General features: G+C 57.8%; 17 protein-coding genes. 12 read left to right on the top strand and 5 right to left on the bottom strand.

What is annotated here, in order from left to right; genetic code table 11:
• The first annotated feature begins 13 nt into the window (after positions 1-13).
• Both ACTZWX_RS03770 and ACTZWX_RS03765 read left to right on the top strand, forming a co-directional pair.
• Positions 14-733 carry an ABC transporter ATP-binding protein gene (locus ACTZWX_RS03770; protein ID WP_444712851.1) on the top strand — a complete coding sequence of 240 codons (720 nt, stop codon included), beginning with the start codon at positions 14-16 and terminating at the stop codon, positions 731-733.
• Complete coding sequence (locus tag ACTZWX_RS03765; RefSeq protein WP_444712790.1) at positions 733-3219, top strand: ABC transporter permease; 2487 nt, start codon at positions 733-735, stop codon at positions 3217-3219. Before ACTZWX_RS03770 ends, ACTZWX_RS03765 begins: the two co-directional genes overlap by 1 nt.
• A gap of 4 nt (positions 3220-3223) precedes the next feature.
• Here the strand turns inward: ACTZWX_RS03765 and ACTZWX_RS03760 are convergent, their stop codons facing one another.
• From ACTZWX_RS03760 to ACTZWX_RS03745, 4 genes are all read right to left on the bottom strand, one after another.
• Positions 3224-4003, bottom strand: a complete 780-nt coding sequence (locus tag ACTZWX_RS03760) for a substrate-binding periplasmic protein (RefSeq protein ID WP_444712789.1) — start codon at positions 4001-4003, stop codon at positions 3224-3226.
• Between the two features lie 173 nt (positions 4004-4176).
• Entirely contained in the window at positions 4177-5364 is a 1188-nt protein-coding gene (locus ACTZWX_RS03755) for an iron-containing alcohol dehydrogenase (protein WP_444712788.1), read from the bottom strand.
• Positions 5364-5909: a hypothetical protein gene (locus tag ACTZWX_RS03750; RefSeq protein WP_058090560.1), complete on the bottom strand. Its 546-nt coding sequence runs from the start codon at positions 5907-5909 to the stop codon at positions 5364-5366. Before ACTZWX_RS03750 ends, ACTZWX_RS03755 begins: the two co-directional genes overlap by 1 nt.
• 161 nt (positions 5910-6070) lie before the next feature.
• Complete coding sequence (locus tag ACTZWX_RS03745; RefSeq protein ID WP_444712850.1) at positions 6071-7306, bottom strand: M48 family metalloprotease; 1236 nt, start codon at positions 7304-7306, stop codon at positions 6071-6073.
• 229 nt (positions 7307-7535) lie between these two features.
• Between ACTZWX_RS03745 and ACTZWX_RS03740 the strand changes: the two genes are divergently transcribed.
• From ACTZWX_RS03740 to ACTZWX_RS03705, 8 genes are all read left to right on the top strand, one after another.
• The gene (locus ACTZWX_RS03740; protein WP_342630580.1) at positions 7536-8276 is read left to right on the top strand and encodes a DUF599 domain-containing protein; all 741 of its coding nucleotides are present in this window, start codon (positions 7536-7538) and stop codon (positions 8274-8276) included.
• 18 nt (positions 8277-8294) lie between these two features.
• The gene (locus ACTZWX_RS03735) at positions 8295-8765 is read left to right on the top strand and encodes a PaaI family thioesterase (protein WP_072677116.1); all 471 of its coding nucleotides are present in this window, start codon (positions 8295-8297) and stop codon (positions 8763-8765) included.
• The gene (locus ACTZWX_RS03730) at positions 8762-9196 is read left to right on the top strand and encodes a PaaI family thioesterase (protein ID WP_058090563.1); all 435 of its coding nucleotides are present in this window, start codon (positions 8762-8764) and stop codon (positions 9194-9196) included. The genes ACTZWX_RS03735 and ACTZWX_RS03730 overlap by 4 nt, the downstream gene beginning before the upstream one ends.
• Before the next feature lie 462 nt (positions 9197-9658).
• On the top strand, positions 9659-11551 hold the full coding sequence (gene htpG, locus ACTZWX_RS03725; RefSeq protein WP_444712787.1) for a molecular chaperone HtpG: 1893 nt from the start codon (positions 9659-9661) through the stop codon (positions 11549-11551).
• Between the two features lie 13 nt (positions 11552-11564).
• Positions 11565-11783 (top strand): DUF2835 domain-containing protein, encoded by a 219-nt coding sequence (locus ACTZWX_RS03720; protein ID WP_374814861.1) that lies wholly within the window; start codon positions 11565-11567, stop codon positions 11781-11783.
• A gap of 387 nt (positions 11784-12170) precedes the next feature.
• On the top strand, positions 12171-14342 hold the full coding sequence (katG, locus tag ACTZWX_RS03715; RefSeq protein WP_444712786.1) for a catalase/peroxidase HPI: 2172 nt from the start codon (positions 12171-12173) through the stop codon (positions 14340-14342).
• Positions 14343-14473: 131 nt separating this feature from the next.
• A complete protein-coding gene (locus ACTZWX_RS03710) occupies positions 14474-15451 on the top strand; it encodes a tRNA dihydrouridine synthase (protein ID WP_444712785.1) in 978 nt (325 codons plus the stop codon).
• 95 nt (positions 15452-15546) lie between these two features.
• Positions 15547-16131: a hypothetical protein gene (locus ACTZWX_RS03705; protein ID WP_444712784.1), complete on the top strand. Its 585-nt coding sequence runs from the start codon at positions 15547-15549 to the stop codon at positions 16129-16131.
• 6 nt (positions 16132-16137) lie between these two features.
• Here ACTZWX_RS03705 and ACTZWX_RS03700 read toward each other — a convergent pair whose 3' ends face one another.
• A complete protein-coding gene (locus tag ACTZWX_RS03700) occupies positions 16138-17157 on the bottom strand; it encodes a class I fructose-bisphosphate aldolase (protein ID WP_444712783.1) in 1020 nt (339 codons plus the stop codon).
• Between the two features lie 147 nt (positions 17158-17304).
• Here ACTZWX_RS03700 and ACTZWX_RS03695 point away from each other — a divergent pair, with 147 nt between their 5' ends.
• The gene (locus tag ACTZWX_RS03695; protein WP_444712782.1) at positions 17305-19359 is read left to right on the top strand and encodes a dehydrogenase; all 2055 of its coding nucleotides are present in this window, start codon (positions 17305-17307) and stop codon (positions 19357-19359) included.
• A 126-nt stretch (positions 19360-19485) separates the two neighbouring features.
• Positions 19486-20364 (top strand): metal-dependent hydrolase, encoded by an 879-nt coding sequence (locus ACTZWX_RS03690; RefSeq protein ID WP_444712781.1) that lies wholly within the window; start codon positions 19486-19488, stop codon positions 20362-20364.
• The last annotated feature ends 26 nt before the right edge of the window (positions 20365-20390 follow it).

Below are 20390 nucleotides of genomic sequence, written 5' to 3'. Positions count from 1 at the left end.
CACCGTGAACCAGATGACGGACCCCAAGCTAGCCGCCACAAACCCCATGTTACGGGTGACCGATCTTACCCACCGGGTGAGCCTGGAAACTGATACGTTGACGATCTTGCAGGGGGTCAGTCTGGAAATCAATCGGGGAGAGTCCGTAGCCATTGTTGGCCGCTCCGGTTCCGGAAAAACCACCTTGCTCGGATTGCTTGCCGGGCTGGACACCCCGACCGAAGGGAAAGTAGAGCTGGACGGTGCTGAAATCAGCAGCCTGACGGAAGACCAGCGCGCCCAGCTCCGGGCAAGCCGGGTTGGCTTCGTGTTCCAGTCATTCCAGCTTTTGCCGGCGCTGAGCGCGCTGGAGAACGTAATGCTGCCCCTTGAACTGGCGGGGATGGAATCGCCGGAGACGCGGGCCAAAGAGCTGCTGGAGCGTGTAGGGTTGGGCGAGCGCCTGAGCCACACGCCACGGCAATTGTCTGGTGGTGAGCAGCAGCGGGTCGCCATTGCCCGGGCCTTTGCTTCAGACCCGGTGATCCTGTTTGCCGATGAGCCCACCGGCAATCTGGATAACCGCACGGGCCAGGCGGTGTCGGATCTGCTGATGGATCTGAACCGGGAGCAGGGCACCACATTGGTCATGGTCACCCACGATGAACACCTGGCAGCCCGGTGTGGCCGGCAACTTCACATTGAAGCCGGTGTGCTGACAGAGCCGGAAGCGGCCCGGGAGTTGGCTGACTGATGGCGGCTGCAAAAAAACTGATGTCGGTGCGCCGGGACTGGCGCGAACGTGATGTACGGGTTGTGCTGGTGGCCCTGGTGATTGCCGTGGCCACCGTCGCCACCATTGCCCTGTTCGCCAACCAGTTGCAGCGAACCCTGGTGTCTTCGGCCAGCTCCTTTCTGGCGGCGGACCGTCAGCTTGAGGCGGAAAATGGCCGGCCAGTGCCGGGTGAATGGATTAACGAAGCCCGTGATCGGGGCCTGGAAACCGGCCAGCTGATTGAATTCTCCACCATGGTCTTTGGGGAGGGCGGGTTCCAGCTGGTGTCGGTCAAGGCTGTCAGTGACGAATACCCGTTACGTGGCGAGATCGAAATTCAGCCAGGTGCGGATGCTGCTCGCCAAACCGTGGCCGCCGGCCCCGGGAGGGGCGAGATCTGGGTAAACCCAAGGTTGCTGCGATTGCTGGAGCTGGAGATTGGTGAAACGCTCGAGGTGGGCAATCTTGAACTTGAGATCACCAGCCTGCTGATACGGGAGCCAGATGGCGGCTTCCGGCTCTCTTCCCTGGCACCCCGTGTGATGATTCATGTGGACGATGTGCCCGGCACCGGCGTGATACAGGAAGGCAGCCGTGCCGAGTACGTGTACTTGTTCGCCGGCCCGGACAACCTGCTTGACGATTACTATCAATGGCTGGAGCCGCGCCTGGAACCAAGCCATGAATGGGAAAGCGTACGCGATGGCGAAACCTTCTCCCGGTCCCTGGAGCGTGCTGAACGTTTCCTGTTGCTCGGTGGCAGCCTGGCGGTTCTGCTGGCGGCAGTGGCGGTGGCGGTTGCCAGCCGTCAGTACGCCTTGTCTCAGAGGGATACCGTGGCACTTCTTAAGACCCTCGGGCTGTCTAGCCGGGGAATTGGCGGCCTTTACCTGCGCCGGTTGGCGCTGTGGGGTATCGCCGGGGTGATTGGTGGTCTTCTGGTGGCGCTGCCGCTGTTCTGGATTCTGGTTCGCCTGTTGAGTGACGTGCTGGAGCAGCCGGTCGATTTCCATCTGGCGCCTTCGGCCCTGCTGCCGGCTTTGCTCACGGCCCTGGTTTCCCTGTTTGCGTTTGCCTATCCACCTATTCGCCGGTTGCGTAACGTGGCTGCCATGCGGGTTTTGCGGGCGCAGCCCGGGGAAAGTGGACGAGACGCGATCCCCGATATTGCGATTGCGATTCTGGCCGTGTTTGGTTTGGTCTGGCTATACGCTGGCGAGGTTGCACTGGTGTTTGCCTTGTTGGGCGGCCTGGCACTCCTGTTGGCCGTTTTGGCGCTGGTTGGTGGCCTGATGGTGGCGATTCTGCGCCGTGTACGGGGTGGCGGCAACGCCTGGCGCCTGGCCCTGGTAGGTCTTTACCGGCATCGGCAGGCCAGCATGGCGCAAATGGCGGTGTTTGCCATGACACTCATGCTGGCGGCCACGCTGATTCTGGTGCGCACCTCTTTGCTCGACGACTGGCAGGCCCAGTTACCGGATAATGCCCCTAATCACTTTCTGATTAACATTGCACCGGATGCCGTGGACGATGTGGAAGCCTTCTGGGCAGAGCGTGACGCACCATTGGATACAATCTATCCCATGGTGCGCGGGCGTTTGACGGAACTGAATGATCAGCCGGTTCTTGAGGCCGTGAGCAAGGATGAACGCATTGGTGCCCTGAACCGTGAGCTGAACCTGACCTGGATGGCGGAGCTGCCTGAAGATAATGAGATTGTCGCCGGCGAGTGGTTTGCCCCCGGCGACATCATCGGTGTGTCGGTTGAGGCAGAGCTGGCAGAACGTATGGGGCTGGTCATGGGGGATCGCCTGACCTTCACCATCGGTTCGGAAACAGTCACAGAACCGGTCACCAGCATTCGTACGGTGCAATGGGACAGCATGAAACCCAACTTCTATATGGCCTTCCCGCCGGGCGGCGGGCTGACGGATATGCCTGGCACCTGGATTACCAGTTTCCATCTGGATGAGGGTAACAAAGTGGCGCTGAACGAGTTTTCACGCCAGTTCCCGACCGTCTCGGTACTGGAAATCGATCATATCATCGAGCGTATCCGGCAGATTGTGCACCAGGTTACTCAAGCCATCGAAGCCATTCTAGCGTTGATCCTGGCGGCGGCTCTGGTGGTGATGGCGGCGGTGGTCAGCGCCACACTGCGGGATCGTCAGCGGGAGGGCGCTTTGCTTCGCACCCTGGGCGGTCAGCAGTCGTTGCTTGCCCGCAGTACCATGCTGGAGTTTGCCTTGCTGGGCTTTGTGGCGGGTATCATGGGGGTTCTTGCGGCAGAGGCTGCGGTCTATGCGCTACAGCTCCGGATGTTTGAGGGCAATTTCCGCTGGCACTGGCAGGTGATGCTGCCCATTCCTTTCATCAGTGCGGTGCTGCTTGCGTTGTTCGGGCGTTGGCAGTTGCGCCCGGTTCTCAGTGTGTCACCCATGCTGCTGTTGCGGCGGCTGGAATAAACTATCAGCGATAGTTCGCGAGAATGGCCTGTAGCTCGCCGTTCTCGCGAATCTTGTCCAGCTCTTCGTTGAAAGCTTCTGTGAACTCGGTCCATTCCGGGCGCACCATAATCCGAAAACCGTATTGGCTGATGGCCGTCTCTGAGCTGCTGATTTGTTCCGACACACCCTCGGTTTTAATAATCCACTTGCCGACAAGGCGATCGGCCAGTGCCGTGTCAAACCGCTCACCGTGCAGCAGAAACCGGAACATATCCCGGTCACGGGAGACGTCAAAACGCCGAATCTGTTCACTTTCGAAGTAGGAATCAAGGGCAGGGTACATGTAGCCCAGGTGAGTAACCACGGTTTTTCCGAACAGGTCGCTCGGGTGGTTGTACTCAAATTCGGCGCCGTTTGCGAAGAAGAACACTTCCTCTACGTGGACAACCGGGTTGGTGAACAGATACTGCTCGGGCTTCTCCGTCCATTCGATGGCACGGGGGGTGCCGTCCAGAAAACCGTCGGCCAGCATCTGGTCGACTCGCTTTCTTGGAATTTTCATGAACTCAAGATCGTAACCGAGGCGCGGCACGATCAGCGCGACCACGTCCCACATGATGCCGGAGGGCTTCTCACCATCCACAATCAGGTATGGGGGATAGCCGTTGGGGGATATGTTGAAACGGAAGGTCCCGGATTGGTCTTCGCCACTGTGTGCCGCCATGGACAGGCACAGGCTCGCCGTCAGGATGGCAAGGCTACGGCGTGATAAAAGCGATGCTCTGGACAAAAGATCGTTCATTAAAAGAAACTCAGGTTGTTGCAGGCCACTGCGGTACATCGGTCAAACTTACCCGGCCAACTCCCTGCCAGAACGTCGCTAAATGGTAACGCCTTCCTCCTATAAATCAATCATTGTGAATCTGACTTTAGGCTAACCCATCGACCAATGGGTTAGCCACGTGACATCTGTGATCAGGCCCAGGCCCGCCGAAGCACGGCAAGGGCGTCTTCTTGGGTAACTTCCCGCGGGTTGAACATGATGGAGCCATCGTCCAGTGCCATCTCGGCAATGGCCTCCAACTGGCTCTCCAGCACCTTTCCGGTTTCCTTCAGAGTGCGGGGCAGCTCACAACGCTTGTGCAGCGCATCCCTGAGTTTACGGATGGCGGAGATGCTGGCTTCGGCGCGGCGCGCCGCCGGGGTTGCTGAGTAAACTTCCGGGCCTTCCAGATAGAGCAGCAGCTCGCCCAAGGGTTCACGGATGCTTTCAATATTGAATTCAAGAACATACGGCAGGTAAAGGCTCATGCACAGGCCATGGGGCAGGTGGCAGATCGCGCCGGTTGCGTGGCCCAGGGAGTGTACCAGCCCAACCATGGAGTTGGAGAAGGCAATGCCGGCCATGGTAGAGGCCTGGGCCAGTTCAAGCCGCCCGTTCTCGTCTTTGGGGTTGTCCATCACCGCCGTAAGTGACTGGCTCACCTTTTTGATGGCAGCCGTGGCATAGGCATCGCTCAGCGGATTCTTGGCCATGCAGGTAAACGCTTCGACCGCGTGAGTCATGGCATCCATGGCGGTTGCGGCGGTGATATGGGGAGGCAGGGTCAGCGTCATCCGTGGGTCGATGATCGCCGCATTCGGCAACAGGAACGATGAGGTGAACGGCAGCTTCACGCCTTTTTTCTCATCAGTAATCACGGCAACGGATGTGACTTCAGAGCCCGTTCCGGCTGTGGTTGGTACCACGAAGAAGGGCTTCAGGGGATGCTTCAGAATACCTGCGCCACTGTACTTGGCGATGTCATCGCCACCTTCGGAGACCAGAATGTTGACGGCTTTGCCGGTATCAATGGCGGAACCGCCGCCCACGGCAATAATGGAATCGCACTTTTCCTTGCGGTAAACCGTGGCGATATCGCGAACCACCGTTGTGGATGAATCCGGGGGTACGTCGTCATAAATAGAGACGATTTCCAGTCCGCTTTCTTCGCAAGCGGCAATCACAGGGTCAAGCAGGCCTGCCGCCCGAACACCCTTATCGGTAACAATCATCGGGCGCTTGGCTGCCAGGCCGGTCAATTCAAACGGAATGTGTTCCAGGGCGGCTTTGCCGGCAATCACTTTTACCGGGCAGAAGAACTCGTAGTATTTGTTGGTCATTATGCTCTCACTGTCTCGACAAAGTTGGTGGCGACTTTCAGGTAGATGCGGGCTCCGCTGATCAGTTTTTCAGGCAGATGCAGGTTGGCCGGGTATTCCTTGACCGCTCGCTGCGCGACCAGCTTGGGTAGGATGAATGACTCCAGGCGGTTGAGCACACGGGTCATACGCACGGCGTAACTGACATCACCATCTACCAGCATGCGGTCGTTGGCAAAGGCCACCGAGGTCTTTTCCTGGAAGGACAGTACCAGGAATGCATGGGCCATATGCTTGAACTGAATGGAAAGGTCCACCGGCCGGGGAGCACTGTCGCCGTGGAAATGCAGTTTGCCATCTCCGGTGTGCTCAACGATCAGCTTGGGGCCATTGGGCATCACCTGCATCTCGAACAGAAATCCTTCGGGCAGGGCGCGAGTTTCGTTTCGGGTTTGTTCGTCTACTTCGCTGATCGCCTGCAGGGCCCGGCCCATCACCTGGAACATCAGTTCCACATAGGACCGCCTTGCGTGGGAAATCATCGGTTGAAGTCGCTTTACGAGCATGATCGCCATCCGATTGTTGTTTGTTTGACTGATTTTTAGAGTTATTGCTCTAAATGTCAATGCAATCTGTGACGGCTTTTTTGCGTCAGCGTGGCAAATGCTTTAGCCATAAAAAAACCGGGAGCGTTAAGCCCCCGGTTTTTATCCCCGCCAGGTGTTTGCTATTGGGATAGGTCGGCTAGTTTCCTTTTGGCTTCCTCACCCACATCGCCACCGGCTTCGGCGGCTTTCGAGTAATGCCCAATGGCGTCATTCCGACGGTTCTGACGGCTGGCAATATCGCCAAGCCGCAGATAGGCAATGGAGGTGGGCACCACCTGATTGGCCCTCTCAAGGTGTCCACGGGCTTTGTCCAGATTATTCATGGCCAGTGAGTTCAGGCCGTTGTAGAGCTGGTACTGGAACATCTCAGGGTACAGCGACACCGCCTTGTCGAAATCCGCCTGGGCTTTCTCCATCTGCTTCTGCTCTTTATAGATACGCCCTCTGAGGGCGAAGAACATGGCCTCGCGCGGTTCCTGCTCGATTGCCTTGTTGATGGAATCAAGGGCCGCGTTAATATCGCCGTTGGATGCCAGTTCCATGGCTTTGTCGTGGGCGTCATAGGCGGGCTGGAGTTCTTTCAGCAGGGCAATGCGCCGTTGGTAAATGTCGCGGCCCCGGAAGCCACCGGTTCCCAGCTCTGAGGCCAGGGCCTGGTTCTCCCGAACCCGCCTGGCTGAAGGCGGGTGGGTGGCGAACATGCCGTCCAGCCAACTGCTCTGCCGGCCCTGGGATAATTCCAGAAACAGCTCTTGCAGCTCAACCGCTGCCTGAGGGTCGTAACCGGCGGCTTTCATGTAACGAATGCCGTAGTGGTCGGATTCCAGTTCATCACCCTGGCTGTACTGTGCCAGGGCCAGCTGGGCGCCCACGGCCGCGCCGCCCATGATCAGCCCGGCCCATTCGTTATCAGACAACGCAAAACCAAGGCCGGCTACGCCAGCGCTGATCAGCATGCCCTGTTGCATGCGTTGCACGCTGTGCCGCGCCGCAGCGTGGACAATCTCATGCCCCATCACAGCGGCTAACTGAGCTTCGTCCTCAAACTTGACCAGCAGGCCCCGGTTGATGGCGATCTTGCCACCAGGCAAGGCCCAGGCATTGGGTACGCTGCTATTGAGTACCACAAACTCGTACGGCAAATCGGGGCGATCACTAACCCGGGCCAGCTTCATGCCGACTTCGCGAACATAGACTGTCAATTCCGGGTCCAGATAAAACTGCCCACCTTGGGTTTGCTGGGTTGGGGTGTAGTGCTCGGCCCCGAGCGCCAATTCCTGGCTTTCAGGAATCAAAGACAGCTGCTTTTTGCCGGTGACCGGGTTTACGGCACAGCCTGCAATGGCAAGGAACATAAACGAGAGTAACGTCAGTCTCAGAATTTGTCCGGGGTTCACATCCGACTCCTTTGGGCGCCCGATTCCGTGGACGCGCAATTGTTGATTTGAGTGATTCATTATATAGCACAGTACGACCGGTGTTTTAGTGTCAGACCACCCGGGTTGTGGCCGGTTCATGCACCTTCGCGTATCATTGACACGCATCTTCTCTGCCATATACGTTACAACGGATAGATAACCACGCATGGGCTATTACCTGGAACTCATCGCTTTGTTCTGGTTTCTGGTGTGCTGGGTAGGCTACACCTGGTATTCCCGAAATCGGGCAAGCACTCGCGCCTGCCTCTCGAACACGCTGGATATGTATCGTGAAGACTGGATGCGGGTAATGCTCAAGCGGGAGAACCGGATATCGGACGCTTCCGTGGTTGGTAACCTCGAGCGCAATGGCGCCTTCTTCGCATCCAGCTGCCTGCTGATACTGGCTGGTATCATCACTGCACTCGGCTACACCCGTGAAGCCATGGAAGTGTTCGCCACCATGCCTTTCAGCGCCGTACCGACCCGGGAAATCTGGGAGCTGCGGTTGGTAGTGTTGCTGGTGGTGTTTGTGTATGCCTTCTTCAAGTTCACCTGGTCCATGCGCATGTACAACTTTGTGGCGGTGATGATAGGCAGCGCGCCCCTACCGGACGACACCAAAACCAGCCCCGCCGCCCGGGAGGCCTTTGCCCGCAGTGCCGGCAACATCTGCAACCTGGCAGGGGACGCGTTTAACCTCGGGTTGCGGTCCTATTATTACGCCCTGGCCGTGGTGGCCTGGTTTATCCATCCCATGGTGTTTATAGCGGCTTCTACCCTGGTGGTTGTCGTACTCTACCGTCGGGAATTCCAGTCTGATGCGTTGGCTGCCCTGCGTGCCGGGAAAGTGTTCGAAGAACCCGTGCCCGGTAAGCAGGCTGCAGAAACCACCCCGAAAAGCTGAATTGCAGGACATCCCTGAATGAACGATGAAACCCGAATTAACCGGGTTAACCGGTTTGTGAACACCCTCAACCAGGCCTGTGAACTGGGCCTGAGTGCAAAGGAAGCGGGCGAGGGTTATCTGGTCATGGAACTGCCGTACAGCGACAAGATCATTGGTAACCCGGACACCGGCGTCATCCACGGTGGTGCCATTACGACCCTTATGGACACCGCCTCCGGGTCAGTCATGATCTGTGCCCTGGAAGACTTCGAACTTTGCCCGACCCTGGATTTGCGGGTGGACTACATGCGCCCGGCCGAACCCCACAAACCTGTCTACGCCCGGGCCGAGACCTACAAGATCACCAAAAACATCATCTTCACCCGCTGCGAGGCCTATCAGGAGGGCGGTGAGACGATTGCCAACTGTGTTGGCACGTTCATGAGAATCGGCAAAGAAGCCACCCCGAAATCCTACCGAGACCTGATCACCGGAGGCGAGGAATGACCGACCCGGAAATCCTCAAATACACCCAACAAACCGGCGACTTCTCCCGCATGCTGGAGAGCATTCCTTACGCCACCTGGATTGGCTTGCAATGCGACCGCTTCGGAGACGACCTGATTTTCCGGTTGCCAAAAAAGGAAGAGAACCTGGGCAATCCGATTTTGCCGGCGATTCACGGTGGGGTGATTGGTGGCTTCATGGAAATGTCGGCAGCCATTTACCTGATCATGTCCCAGGACACACTGCGGATGCCGAGAATCGTCGACTTTTCCCTGGATTACCTGCGTGCCGGCCTTAACCGCGAAACCTACGCCGAATGCCGCCTGACCCGCCAGGGCAACCGGGTTGCCAATGTGATGATCTCCGCCTGGCAAAAGTCCCGTTCCCAGCCCATCGCTACGGCCCGGGCACACTTTCTCCTCGAAGACTGAATTGGTTCTGACTGGGGTTGAAATGCCCCGGTCGACCCCCCATCTCTGGTTCAAGAAATTTCAGCATTGGTGCAGGCAAGCGGGTGGGGATGGCTTTTCGAAACACGCCTCGAGACGTCCCTGTGCGGCTCGGGCTCCGCCCCGCAGGGCTTATTGCTCCTGCGGCGCACTGCGGGTCCTGGGCTGGCCGTCCATGGCCAGCCCGTGAAGAGCTTTCGCTCTTCACCCATGGCTCCGCACGGTTCCGGAAAGCCATCTCCACCCGCTCGCCCAGACATCGTGCTTGAACTGGCCTAACTCAAACGTCGGGTGGGCTGGGCCGGTAGGTTCTTCCAAAACCTTGCGGAGCCATGGATGGCGGAGCAGAGCGTACATGGACGTATTCACAGCGTGTTTTGGAAGAACCTACCGGCCCGGGCCGCTCCACAAAAGTTAAAACCCGAGCAGGAGAAAAACACAGCCATGACGGTAGAAACAAACAAAGAGACGCTAGGATTCCAGACCGAAGTGAAGCAACTGCTTCACTTGATGATCCACTCTCTGTACTCGAACAAGGAAATCTTCCTTCGTGAGCTTATCTCAAACGCCTCAGACGCCGAAGACAAGCTCCGCTTCGCCGCCCTGAAAGACGACAAACTCTACGAAGGCGACTCCGACCTCAAAATCCGCCTGGATTACGACAAAGACGCCGGCACCATTACCCTGGCCGACAACGGCATTGGCATGACCCGCGACGACGTCATCGCCAACCTCGGCACCATCGCCCGTTCTGGCACCGCCGAATTTCTCAAGCAACTGTCTGGTGACGAGAAAAAAGACAGCAAGCTGATCGGCCAGTTCGGCGTGGGCTTTTACTCCGCCTTTATTGTTGCCGACAAAGTCGACGTATTCACCCGCCGTGCCGGCGCACCGGCAGCAGAAGGGGTACACTGGGAATCCAAAGGCGATGGCGAGTTCACCATCGAGCCGGTGACCCGCGAGCAGCGCGGCACCGAGATTGTTCTGCACCTGAAATCCGACGCCAAGGAATTCGCCGATGGCTGGAAACTGCGCAGCCTGGTCAAGAAGTACTCTGATCACATCTCCTTCCCGGTGGTGATGAAAGCCGAGGCCGAGGAAGAGGACAAGAAGGGCGAAGAGGAAACCGTCAACGACGCCACCGCCCTGTGGACCTTACCCCGTAATGAGATCAAGGACGAAGAGTACAAAGAATTCTACAAGCACATCGGCCACGATTTCGAAGACCCGCTGACCTGGTCCCACAACAAAGTGGAAGGCAAGCTGGACTACACCAGCCTGCTGTACATTCCCAAGCGTGCCCCGTTCGATCTGTACAACCGGGAAGCGCCCCGTGGCCTGAAGCTGTACGTTCAGCGTGTGTTCATCATGGACGACGCCGAGCAGTTCCTGCCGTTGTACCTGCGCTTCACCAAGGGTGTGATCGATTCCAATGATCTGTCCCTGAACGTGTCCCGGGAGATTCTGCAGAACGACAGCACGGTAGAAAGCATCCGCACGGCCTTGACCAAGCGGGTTCTGGATATGCTATCCAAGCTGGCCAAGAAAGACGGCGACGAATACCAGGACTTCTGGAACGAGTTCGGCACTGTTCTGAAAGAGGGCCCGGCAGAAGACTTCAGCAACCGTGAAAAGATCGCGGGGCTGTTGCGCTTTGCTTCCACCCATACCGGTGAGTCAACCCAGAACGTTTCCCTGGATGACTACATCGCTCGGATGAAAGAAGGGCAGAGCAAGATCTATTACATCACCGCCGACAACTTCATGGCCGCGAAGAGCAGCCCGCACCTGGAAGTGTTCCGCAAGAAGGGTATTGAGGTTCTGATCCTGTCTGACCGCATCGACGAGTGGATGATGGGCTACCTCAACGAGTACGACAGCAAGCAGTTCCAGGACGTCGCCCGAGGTGACCTTGATCTCGGTGAAGTGGAAACCGAGGAAGACAAGAAGCACCAGGAAGAGGCCGCCAAGGAGCACAAGGACCTGATCGAGCGCATTCAGAAGGCACTGGAAGACCGGGTGCAGGAAGTGCGGGTCACCAACCGCCTGACCGATTCACCTGCCTGCCTGGTGACCGGTCAGTTCGATATGGGCGCGCAGATGAAGAAGATCATGGAAGCCGCCGGCCAGAAGGTGCCAGACAGCAAGCCGATCTTTGAAATCAATGTGGACCATCCTCTGGTGCAGCGCCTGGAGCAGGAATCCAAAGATGAGCGCTTCGGCGAGTTGTCTGCGGTGTTGTTCGACCAGGCCACCCTGGCCAGTGGCGAGCAACTGAAAGACCCCGGCGCCTATGTCAGCCGCCTGAACCGCCTGCTGCTGGAGCTGGCTAACTGAGCCGGCACTGACCATGCAGCAGATTATTGTGGACATCAGCATCAGCCCTGATGAGTGGATCAAGCTCTATCAGGGCGTTGCCACCGATGTTTGCACCACGGCCCGGGACGGACGCTCTGTCCGTTTCCCGGCCCGTATCCTTTCTCGTTTCTTCCTTAAAGACGGCATTCAGGGCAGTTTCCGCATTCTGTTTGACGATCAGGGCAAGTTTGCCTCGATCGAGCGTTTGTAACGCCCGCCTTCAAGGCTGACCTTCCTGCGCCTTTATCGATAATGAAAAACTTTCAAAAGCTTATTTTTAATTAATTGTCTGTTGGTCGCTCCCCCGCGATAAGGTGAAGGTGTTCTCGCAATCAAGGAGTTGCGCCGTGTCAGTGTCAATCGAATTTGCACCGGTAGCATGGAAGGACTTGCTCGGGATTCTGGTGGACTACTATCAGGATTACGCAATCGCCCAGTGATCGTTCTGTCGCTTTGCCCGGGCTGCGGGAAGTCCATAGGGATTCACTATACAGGCGGTAGTAAACATTCAAGCAGCGGCCTGTGAATGATCTATATTTAGTGATGCCCTTGATCGTGAAATGCTTTTTTGCCAATGACGCAGAAACAGGAGAATACGATGTCTGAGAATAATAGTGGTGGTAAGTGCCCGGTCATGCACGGGTCCAATACGCAGGAGCAGGGCAATGTGGCGGCCTGGTGGCCGGAGAACCTGAATCTGGACATCCTGCACCAGCACGACAGCAAGACAAACCCGATGGGCGAAGACTTCGACTACCGCGAAGAAGTCAAAAAACTCGATTACGAAGCGCTCGAAAAGGACATGCACGAGCTGATGACCAACAGCGAGGATTGGTGGCCGGCAGATTGGGGTCACTATGGCGGTCTGATGATTCGTATGGCGTGGCACGCGGCAGGCACCTACCGGTTGGCCGATGGCCGTGGAGGCGGTGGCACCGGCAACCAGCGTTTTGCTCCTCTGAATTCCTGGCCCGATAACGGCAACCTTGATAAGGCTCGCCGCCTGCTGTGGCCGATCAAGAAGAAGTATGGCAACAAGGTAAGCTGGGCCGACCTGTTTATCCTTGCCGGTAACATTGCCTATGAGTCCATGGGCTTCAAAACCTTTGGCTTCTCCTATGGCCGTCAGGACATTTGGCACCCCGAGAAAGACATCTACTGGGGCGCAGAGAAAGAGTGGCTGGCGCCTTCTGACAGCCGCTACGAGAGCGTAGATAAGCCAAACACCATGGAAAACCCGCTGGCCGCGGTTCAAATGGGCTTGATTTACGTGAACCCAGAGGGGGTAAACGGCAATCCCGATCCTCTCAAGACCGGCGAGCAGGTTCGCGAAACGTTCGCCCGTATGGCCATGAACGACGAAGAAACCGCTGCACTGACCGCCGGTGGCCACACCGTGGGTAAAGCGCACGGTAACGGCGATGCGGATGCGCTTGGGCCAGAGCCGGAAGCAGCAGACGTAGAGCATCAGGGCTTCGGTTGGATCAATCCCAACATGCAGGGCAAGGCCACCAATGCCATTACTTCCGGCATCGAGGGCGCCTGGACCACCAACCCGACCAAATTCGACATGGGTTATTTCGATCTGCTGTTCGGTTACGACTGGCAGTTGACCAAGAGCCCGGCTGGTGCAAACCAGTGGGAGCCGATCGACATTAAAGAAGAGGATATGCCAGTCGACGCGAGTGATCCGTCCAAACGCGTCAAGCCGATGATGACGGACGCCGACATGGCCATGAAGGTTGATCCGAAGTACCGTGCCATCTGCGAGAAGTTCATGGCGGATCCGGACTACTTCAACGACTGCTTCGCCCGCGCCTGGTTCAAGCTGACGCACCGTGACATGGGTCCGAAGGCCCGTTACATCGGTCCGGACGTACCGGCTGAAGACCTGATCTGGCAGGATCCGGTTCCTCAGGGCGAGACCAACTACATCGAAGAAGCGGTCAAAGAGAAAATTGCTGCAGCCGGCCTCAGCCTGAACGAAATGGTTTGCACCGCCTGGGACAGCGCTCGTACGTACCGTGGCTCGGACATGCGTGGTGGTGCCAATGGTGCCCGGATCCGTCTGGCTCCCCAGAAAGACTGGGAAGGCAATGAGCCCGATCGTCTCGACAAGGTGCTCAAGGTCTACGAGCAGATCTCGGCAGACACAGGCGCCAGCATTGCTGACGTGATTGTGCTGGGTGGTAACCTGGGTATCGAGATGGCGGCGAAAGCTGCTGGTCACGAAGTCCACGTTCCCTTCCTGAAAGGCCGTGGTGATGCCACCGACGCGATGACCGATGCGGCATCGTTCGAGCCGCTGGAACCGCTGTCTGATGGCTTCCGTAACTGGCAGAAGAAAGACTATGTAGTCAAACCGGAAGAGATGCTTCTGGACCGTGCCCAGCTGATGGGCCTGACTGCGCCGGAGATGACGGTTCTGCTGGGCGGTATGCGGGTGCTGGGCACCAACTACGGTGGCACCAAGCACGGCGTGTTCACAGATCGCGTTGGCCAACTGACCAACGACTTCTTCGTGAACCTGACCGACATGGCCAACCGTTGGGAGCCCACTGGCAAGAACTCCTACAACATCGTGGATCGCAAGAGCGGCAACACCAAGTTTACCGCGACCCGTGTTGACCTGGTGTTCGGTTCCAACTCCATCCTGCGTGCCTACGCAGAGCTGTACGCCCAGGACGACAACGAAGCCAAGTTCGTGAAAGACTTCGTAGCCGCCTGGACCAAGGTAATGAACGCAGACCGCTTCGACGTGAAGAAGTAAGCTGCAGTAACCAGCCGGGCATTCTGTTTCGGGATGCCCGGCTACCTATTTGCCCCCGAATTCCTTACAATCCGCTCCGCCTGACTTTTGATCAGCCGTCATTGATCTTTTTCTCAATATCTGGAGCCTTCATGCGAATCATCCTTGCCCCGATGGAAGGGCTGGTCGACGCACCCATCCGTGAAACCCTGACCAAGATCGGCGGAATTGACCGGTGCGTGACGGAATTTATTCGCGTGACCCACGGCATGTTGCCGCCCCGGATTTTCTACAAGTACGCCCCGGAACTTCACAACAACGCGCTGACCGAAGTGGGCACACCCGTGGCCGTGCAGTTACTGGGTTCAAACGCCGAAATGATGGGCCGCCATGGTGCCAAGGCCGCTGAACTGGGAGCAGGGCAGGTGGATATCAATTTTGGCTGCCCCGCCAAAACCGTCAACAAGCATAAGGGTGGTTGCGTGCTGATGCGGGAGCCGGAGTTGATGTACGACATCACAGCGGCTGTGCGCAAAGCAGTACCTGCCAATATTCCGGTAACCGCCAAGATGCGCCTGGGCTACGACGACCGCTCCATGGGTGTGGCCTGTGGCCAGGCACTGGAAGCCGCCGGGGCATCGGAGATCGTGATCCACGCCCGCAGTAAAGTCGATGGCTACAAACCGCCCGCCTACTGGGAAGAGATTGCCAAAGTGCGCGAAGCGGTCCAAAGCCACGTCATCGCCAACGGCGAAATCTGGACAGTGGAAGACTACTGGCGCTGCCGCAAAGTCTCTGGTTGTGACGACGTGATGATTGGCCGTGGCCTCATTGCCCGGCCAGACCTGGCGGCACAGATTAAAGCCTCACAGCAGGGTGACTCTATCGAACCCATGGCCTGGCCGGAAGCGGTTGCCCTGGTGCGTGAATATGCGGCAGCCCTGCAAACCCGCCTGGAAGACAAATACGTGACCGGTCGCATCAAGCAATGGCTCAATTACCTGCGCCAGGGCTTTGCCGAAGCCGAGGCGCTTTGGCCCCAGGCTCGGAAGCTCCGGGACGTGGCGCCCATGCTGGCTTGCCTGGGCCAGCCGGTAGACTTACCCACCCAGCGCACCAACGCTGCCTGACTCACCCCCCGAGCTTTCCCCCTCTACTACACTGGTACGAATCAGTGTGGTTGACGTAAGTCTTTTCGGTTTTGAAAAACGAGAGGGATGGCACGATGAAAACAAAGAAACGCCACTTGCCCCTTGGTCTGTTAATGGCGGCGGGGTTGGCTTTGACCGCTTTAGCCCAGGCCGACGACGCTGTGGTCAAAGTTAACCCATTGGGCAGCCACGACGGTGAATTCTGTAGCCGCGATCGCGCACTGATCTTTGAAGACCCGAACGGCACCCGCATTCTGTACGATGCCGGCCGCACGGTGGCCGGCCCGGACGACCCCCGCCTGGGTAATATCGACGTTATCCTGGTGTCCCACATGCATGGGGACCACGTAGGCGACCAGCGAATCGACAAAACCAATCAGGGGAGCTGTGGCAATCCGGAGACCTCGGTTTCCAGCTTGCCCCAGTCCAATACCGTTGATATCGCCTTGAAAAAGAAATCAACCATCGTGACTGGCAGCGAGATGCCCGCGTTCTTCGCCGCCAAGCTGAATGAAGTCGCTACCGAGAACGGCAAGGTGGTAGCCGGCACGCGCACGGCCCGGTTCACCGAACTGGTGTCTGCGGCCGTACATGTGCCCCTCAGTGGCCGCACCATGGCATTCAATGGTGCGGCCGGTTGCATCAGCGGCTGTAACTGAAGCGCTTTAGTCAGAGCTCTCCAGCTCTGGAGAGTAACTGCCGGAACGGGCCAGGCCATTGAGCCTGGCCCGTTTTTTCATGGCCGCCTGGGCTTTGTCGGCATTGTCAAGCTTACCGGCCCAGGCTTTCTGCGCTGGCTCCTGCAAGGCCCGGCCGTAGGAAAAGCTGAGCTCCCAGGGGTGGTAACCCATGCTGTTCAGGGCGTTCAGGTTCTCCGTGGATTCCTCCGGGGTTTGGCCACCGGACAGGAAAAATATGCCCGGTACAGCCGCCGGCACCACCCGCCGGAACACGCTCAGGGTGGCTTCGGCAACCTGTTCCGGGCTGGCTTTGCCCGTTTCTTTGCCCGGTGTCACCATACTGGGTTTCAGCACCATGGTTTCCAGATCTACGCGGTGGCGGTGAAGTGCCTTGAACACTTCCAGCAGCACATCTTCACTGACTTCCGCCGCGCGTTCGATGCTGTGGTTGCCATCTATCAGAACCTCGGGTTCCACAATCGGCACTATGCCCATGGACTGGCACACTGCGGCGTAGCGGGCCAGCACCTCGGCATTGGATCTGATCGCCTGGAACGAGGGCAGGGTGTCGGAGATATGGAACACATCCCGCCACTTGGCAAAGCGCGCGCCCATGGATTTGTAGTGCTCCAGGCGCGTGCCAAGTCCATCCAGCCCATAGGTGATTTCATCCCCCGGCGAATTCACCAGCGGGCCTTTGCCCTGGTCCACCTTGATGCCAGGAACAATGCCCTGTCTGGCCAGCAGCTTGGGGATAGCAACATCATCCAGGCTCAGTTGCTCCAGCGTTTCCTCGTACAGAATAACGCCGCTTACGTGCGTTCCAAGCTTTGGCGTGGAAAAGATGATGCTGCGGTATTCGCGCCGGGTGGCTTCCGTGGATTCAACGCCCACCGCCTTGAACCGTTTGGCAATGGTTGGGGCGCTCTCATCTGCCGCGAGAATACCTTTGCCCGGTTGGACCAGGTCGGCAATGGTGGCTAACAGCTCCTGTTTAACGCTCATGGCTCCTCCTTGGTTGCTGATTCTGCAGTGGTCGAGATTTATTCAGTGTAGTCTCAAAAAGCCCGACTGTTATTTGATCTGGGCTAAGGCGGGAACGCATCGCAGGTTCTAGACTTAAGGTATAACAAGATCAAACTGGAGCCCGCCATGAAAACCGTCGTCAGCGTCAGCCAGGGATCGTCTGAGTACGACTATGAGCTGGAAACCGAATTTCTGGGCCATACGTTTCGTGTGGTGCGAGTGGGCACCGATGGCAATCTTGATCGGGCCGAGGCCGTTCTCGATTCGATTCGCGCGCAGGCTGATGCCATCGGCCTGAGCATGATGCACGACCACTACCAGGTGGGCCGTGAGCAGCTTGAACACCCGGATACCGCCAGGCTGGAAGCCTGCGTACCAGACAAACCGATTACCACCGGGGCAGGCTTGCGGGGCATCCTCCAGGAATGGGCGGTTCGCCATACCCAGACCGAGCTGGGCCACTTTTTCGATAATGCTCGGGTGTTGTTCCTCAATGGACAGGCCGGATTCCGCATTGCCAAGGCCTTGTCTGAGCATACCGACAACCTGTTCTTCGCCGACCCCTACCTGGACTTTGGCGTGCCCCGGCTGCTTACTTCCCTGAACCAGCTCGAAGGCTATACCAGGCTAACAGCACCGGTGATGTTCAGCCCCAGTGCGGTCAAGGTGATCGAGCGCCTGCATCGCACCCCGCTGTACCGAATGGGGGAGAAGCTGATCAGCGGCACGTTGCATGAAGCCGTGAGGGACTGCCATGTGATTGTCGGCGCCATAGGTGATCTTGAGGTTTTTTCAGAGAAAGAGCTGGATGGCAAAACTGTGATTACCTCCAGAGTCAGCGCATCCGCCCTGGACTGGTTCCGCTCCCGGCGCGTGGCTATGGTGGTGGATTACAGCCCCTGGCTGGAAGGCCGCCCTGTGGGAGTCAACGTGATGGAGGCAATGATCAGTGCGGCTCTGTCTCGCACACCGGAGCAACTGGGTGCGGATGATTTTCTGCACGTGATTGAACAGTTGGGGGTAGAGCCCCGCATCCTGTACCCGAACGGCTACCGTCGGATTAACCGCTTTGCCTTTGTGATTCATCCGTTGTCTCAGCAATACCTGACCAAAACCCCGCCGCTGGATTGGGTGGCCAGTGTATCGCCGCCTGGAGTGATGAACCTGGTGGAAAAAGCCATTGCCTACACCCCACCGTTTGTTTACTCAAAGGTGTCCGGTATTCAGTCGCCCACCGGGGATGAGGTAGAAGGCTGGCTGATCACCGTAGGCGGCACCCCCAGGGAAATCATGGCCCACGACCCGGAATTCACTTACGGCCGATTGCTGGCGGCGGCGAATCTGGCGAAGAAACTGGGCGCCCAGATCATGGGGCTTGGGGCGTTCACCAAGGTAGTGGGTGATGCGGGGATCACCGTGGCCAAGCGGGCACCGCTGCCCATCACCACCGGCAACAGCTACAGCGCCTCGGGCGCACTTTGGGCGGCCCACGATGCGGCGAAGAGGATTGGCCGTGTCAGCATTGGCAAGAGCGGGAAGATGGCCGGCAAAGCCATGGTTGTAGGCGCCACTGGCGCTATCGGCTCTGTCTGCGCTCGGTTGTTGGCCAAGGCCGTGGATGAAATCTACCTGGTGGCGCCGGAAGCCGCCAAGTTGTTATCCCTCAAAGAAAGCATTGAACAGGAAACCCCAGGCGCCATCGTGCATGTGGCCGCTACCACCAACCGTGACCTGGGTGAAATGGACATGGTGGTCACTGCCACCTCCGGCGCCGGTAAACGTATTCTGGACATCATGCAAGTGAAACCCGGCTGCGTGATCACAGACGTGGCCAGGCCCCTGGATATCCCCGCAGAAGACGTGGCCAAGCGGCCTGATGTGCTGGTGATTGAATCTGGAGAGATCAAACTGCCTGGCATCGTAAAAATGAAAGACATCGGCCTGCCCAAGGGTATCGCTTACGCCTGCCTGGCAGAAACCATTGTGCTGGCGCTGGAGGCAAGGTTCGAGAATTTCACCCTGGGCCGGAACATTGAATGGGAAAAGGTACGGGAAATATACAAACTGGGCCTGAAACACGGCATGGAGCTGGCCGCTGTATCCGGTGTTAACGGGGTGTTTACCGAGGAAGATTTCGAGAGAGTGCGCACCTTGGCCGCCCACGCCACCGAACCGGCCTGAACCAGGCAAAGGCCTGAAGAGTGTGGGTAACGGTGGATTTTGGCCCACAAACACCTGCCGCCCACTCCCGGAGCAGCGTAGCCTGTTGACTACGCAACAAACGAATGGCTTCGGGAGAGTTCTGCCATGAACGCGCCAGTGTCACAGATCAAGAAAACCAGCAATGCAGCCTACCGGACCGCAACGCCCCCTGGATTTCTACCGGAAGTACGCAGCCCGGATTTCGAGTTTTCGGAAGACCTGCCAAGGTACTGGTGGGACAACGACCCGGCGAAAACTCTTTTGCTGGCGGCGTTGTCTGCCAGCTTCCCGCCGGGAGAGAGATTCTTTATTGATACTGTTCGCCACTACCAGAGCCAGATTACCGACCCTGAACTGAAAAAAGCGATTCGCGCGTTCATCGGCCAGGAAGCTCACCACTCGAAAGAGCATAAAATGATGAACGGTTTCCTCGAGGAGCGGGGGGTTAACCTCAGCCGGTTGGAGCGGGAAGTGCAGTGGTTTATGAACTGGATGCGTAAGCGCTTCACACCGGAGAGACAGCTGGCTCACACCGTGGCAGTGGAGCATTTTACTGCCCTGATGGCCGAAGAATTCCTGCTCAAATACGATGCCCTGGATGAGATGGACCCGCGAATCGCACCGGTCTGGGCCTGGCATGCCATTGAGGAGTCCGAACATAAGGCCGTGGCATTTGATGTCTATAAAAGCGTGGGCGGCAGCGAGTTCATCCGCGTTACGGAAATGATGTTTGTCAGCGTGATGTTTCCGTTGTTCAGCAGCATTCACCTGATACAACTGATGAAAGCCGATGGCCAGCTAGGCAACCTGAAATCCTGGGCCAAGGGCCTGAACTACATGTGGGGCAAGCCGGGGGTCTTCCGCAAACTGATTCCGTCCTACCTGAAGTATTACAGCCCGAACTTCCACCCCTGGGACAACGATGCCCGGGATCTGGTGGAGAAGGCCAAGAAGCGTTGGTTGCCGGCGTCACTTCAAGGCTGAGCAGCACCACTTGCATTCGTCGAGGG

This window comes from Marinobacter sp. NSM, from assembly GCF_052380025.1.
In the GTDB taxonomy this organism is placed as follows: Bacteria; Pseudomonadota; Gammaproteobacteria; order Pseudomonadales; family Oleiphilaceae; genus Marinobacter.
This window is presented reverse-complemented; position numbering and strand designations above follow the sequence as displayed.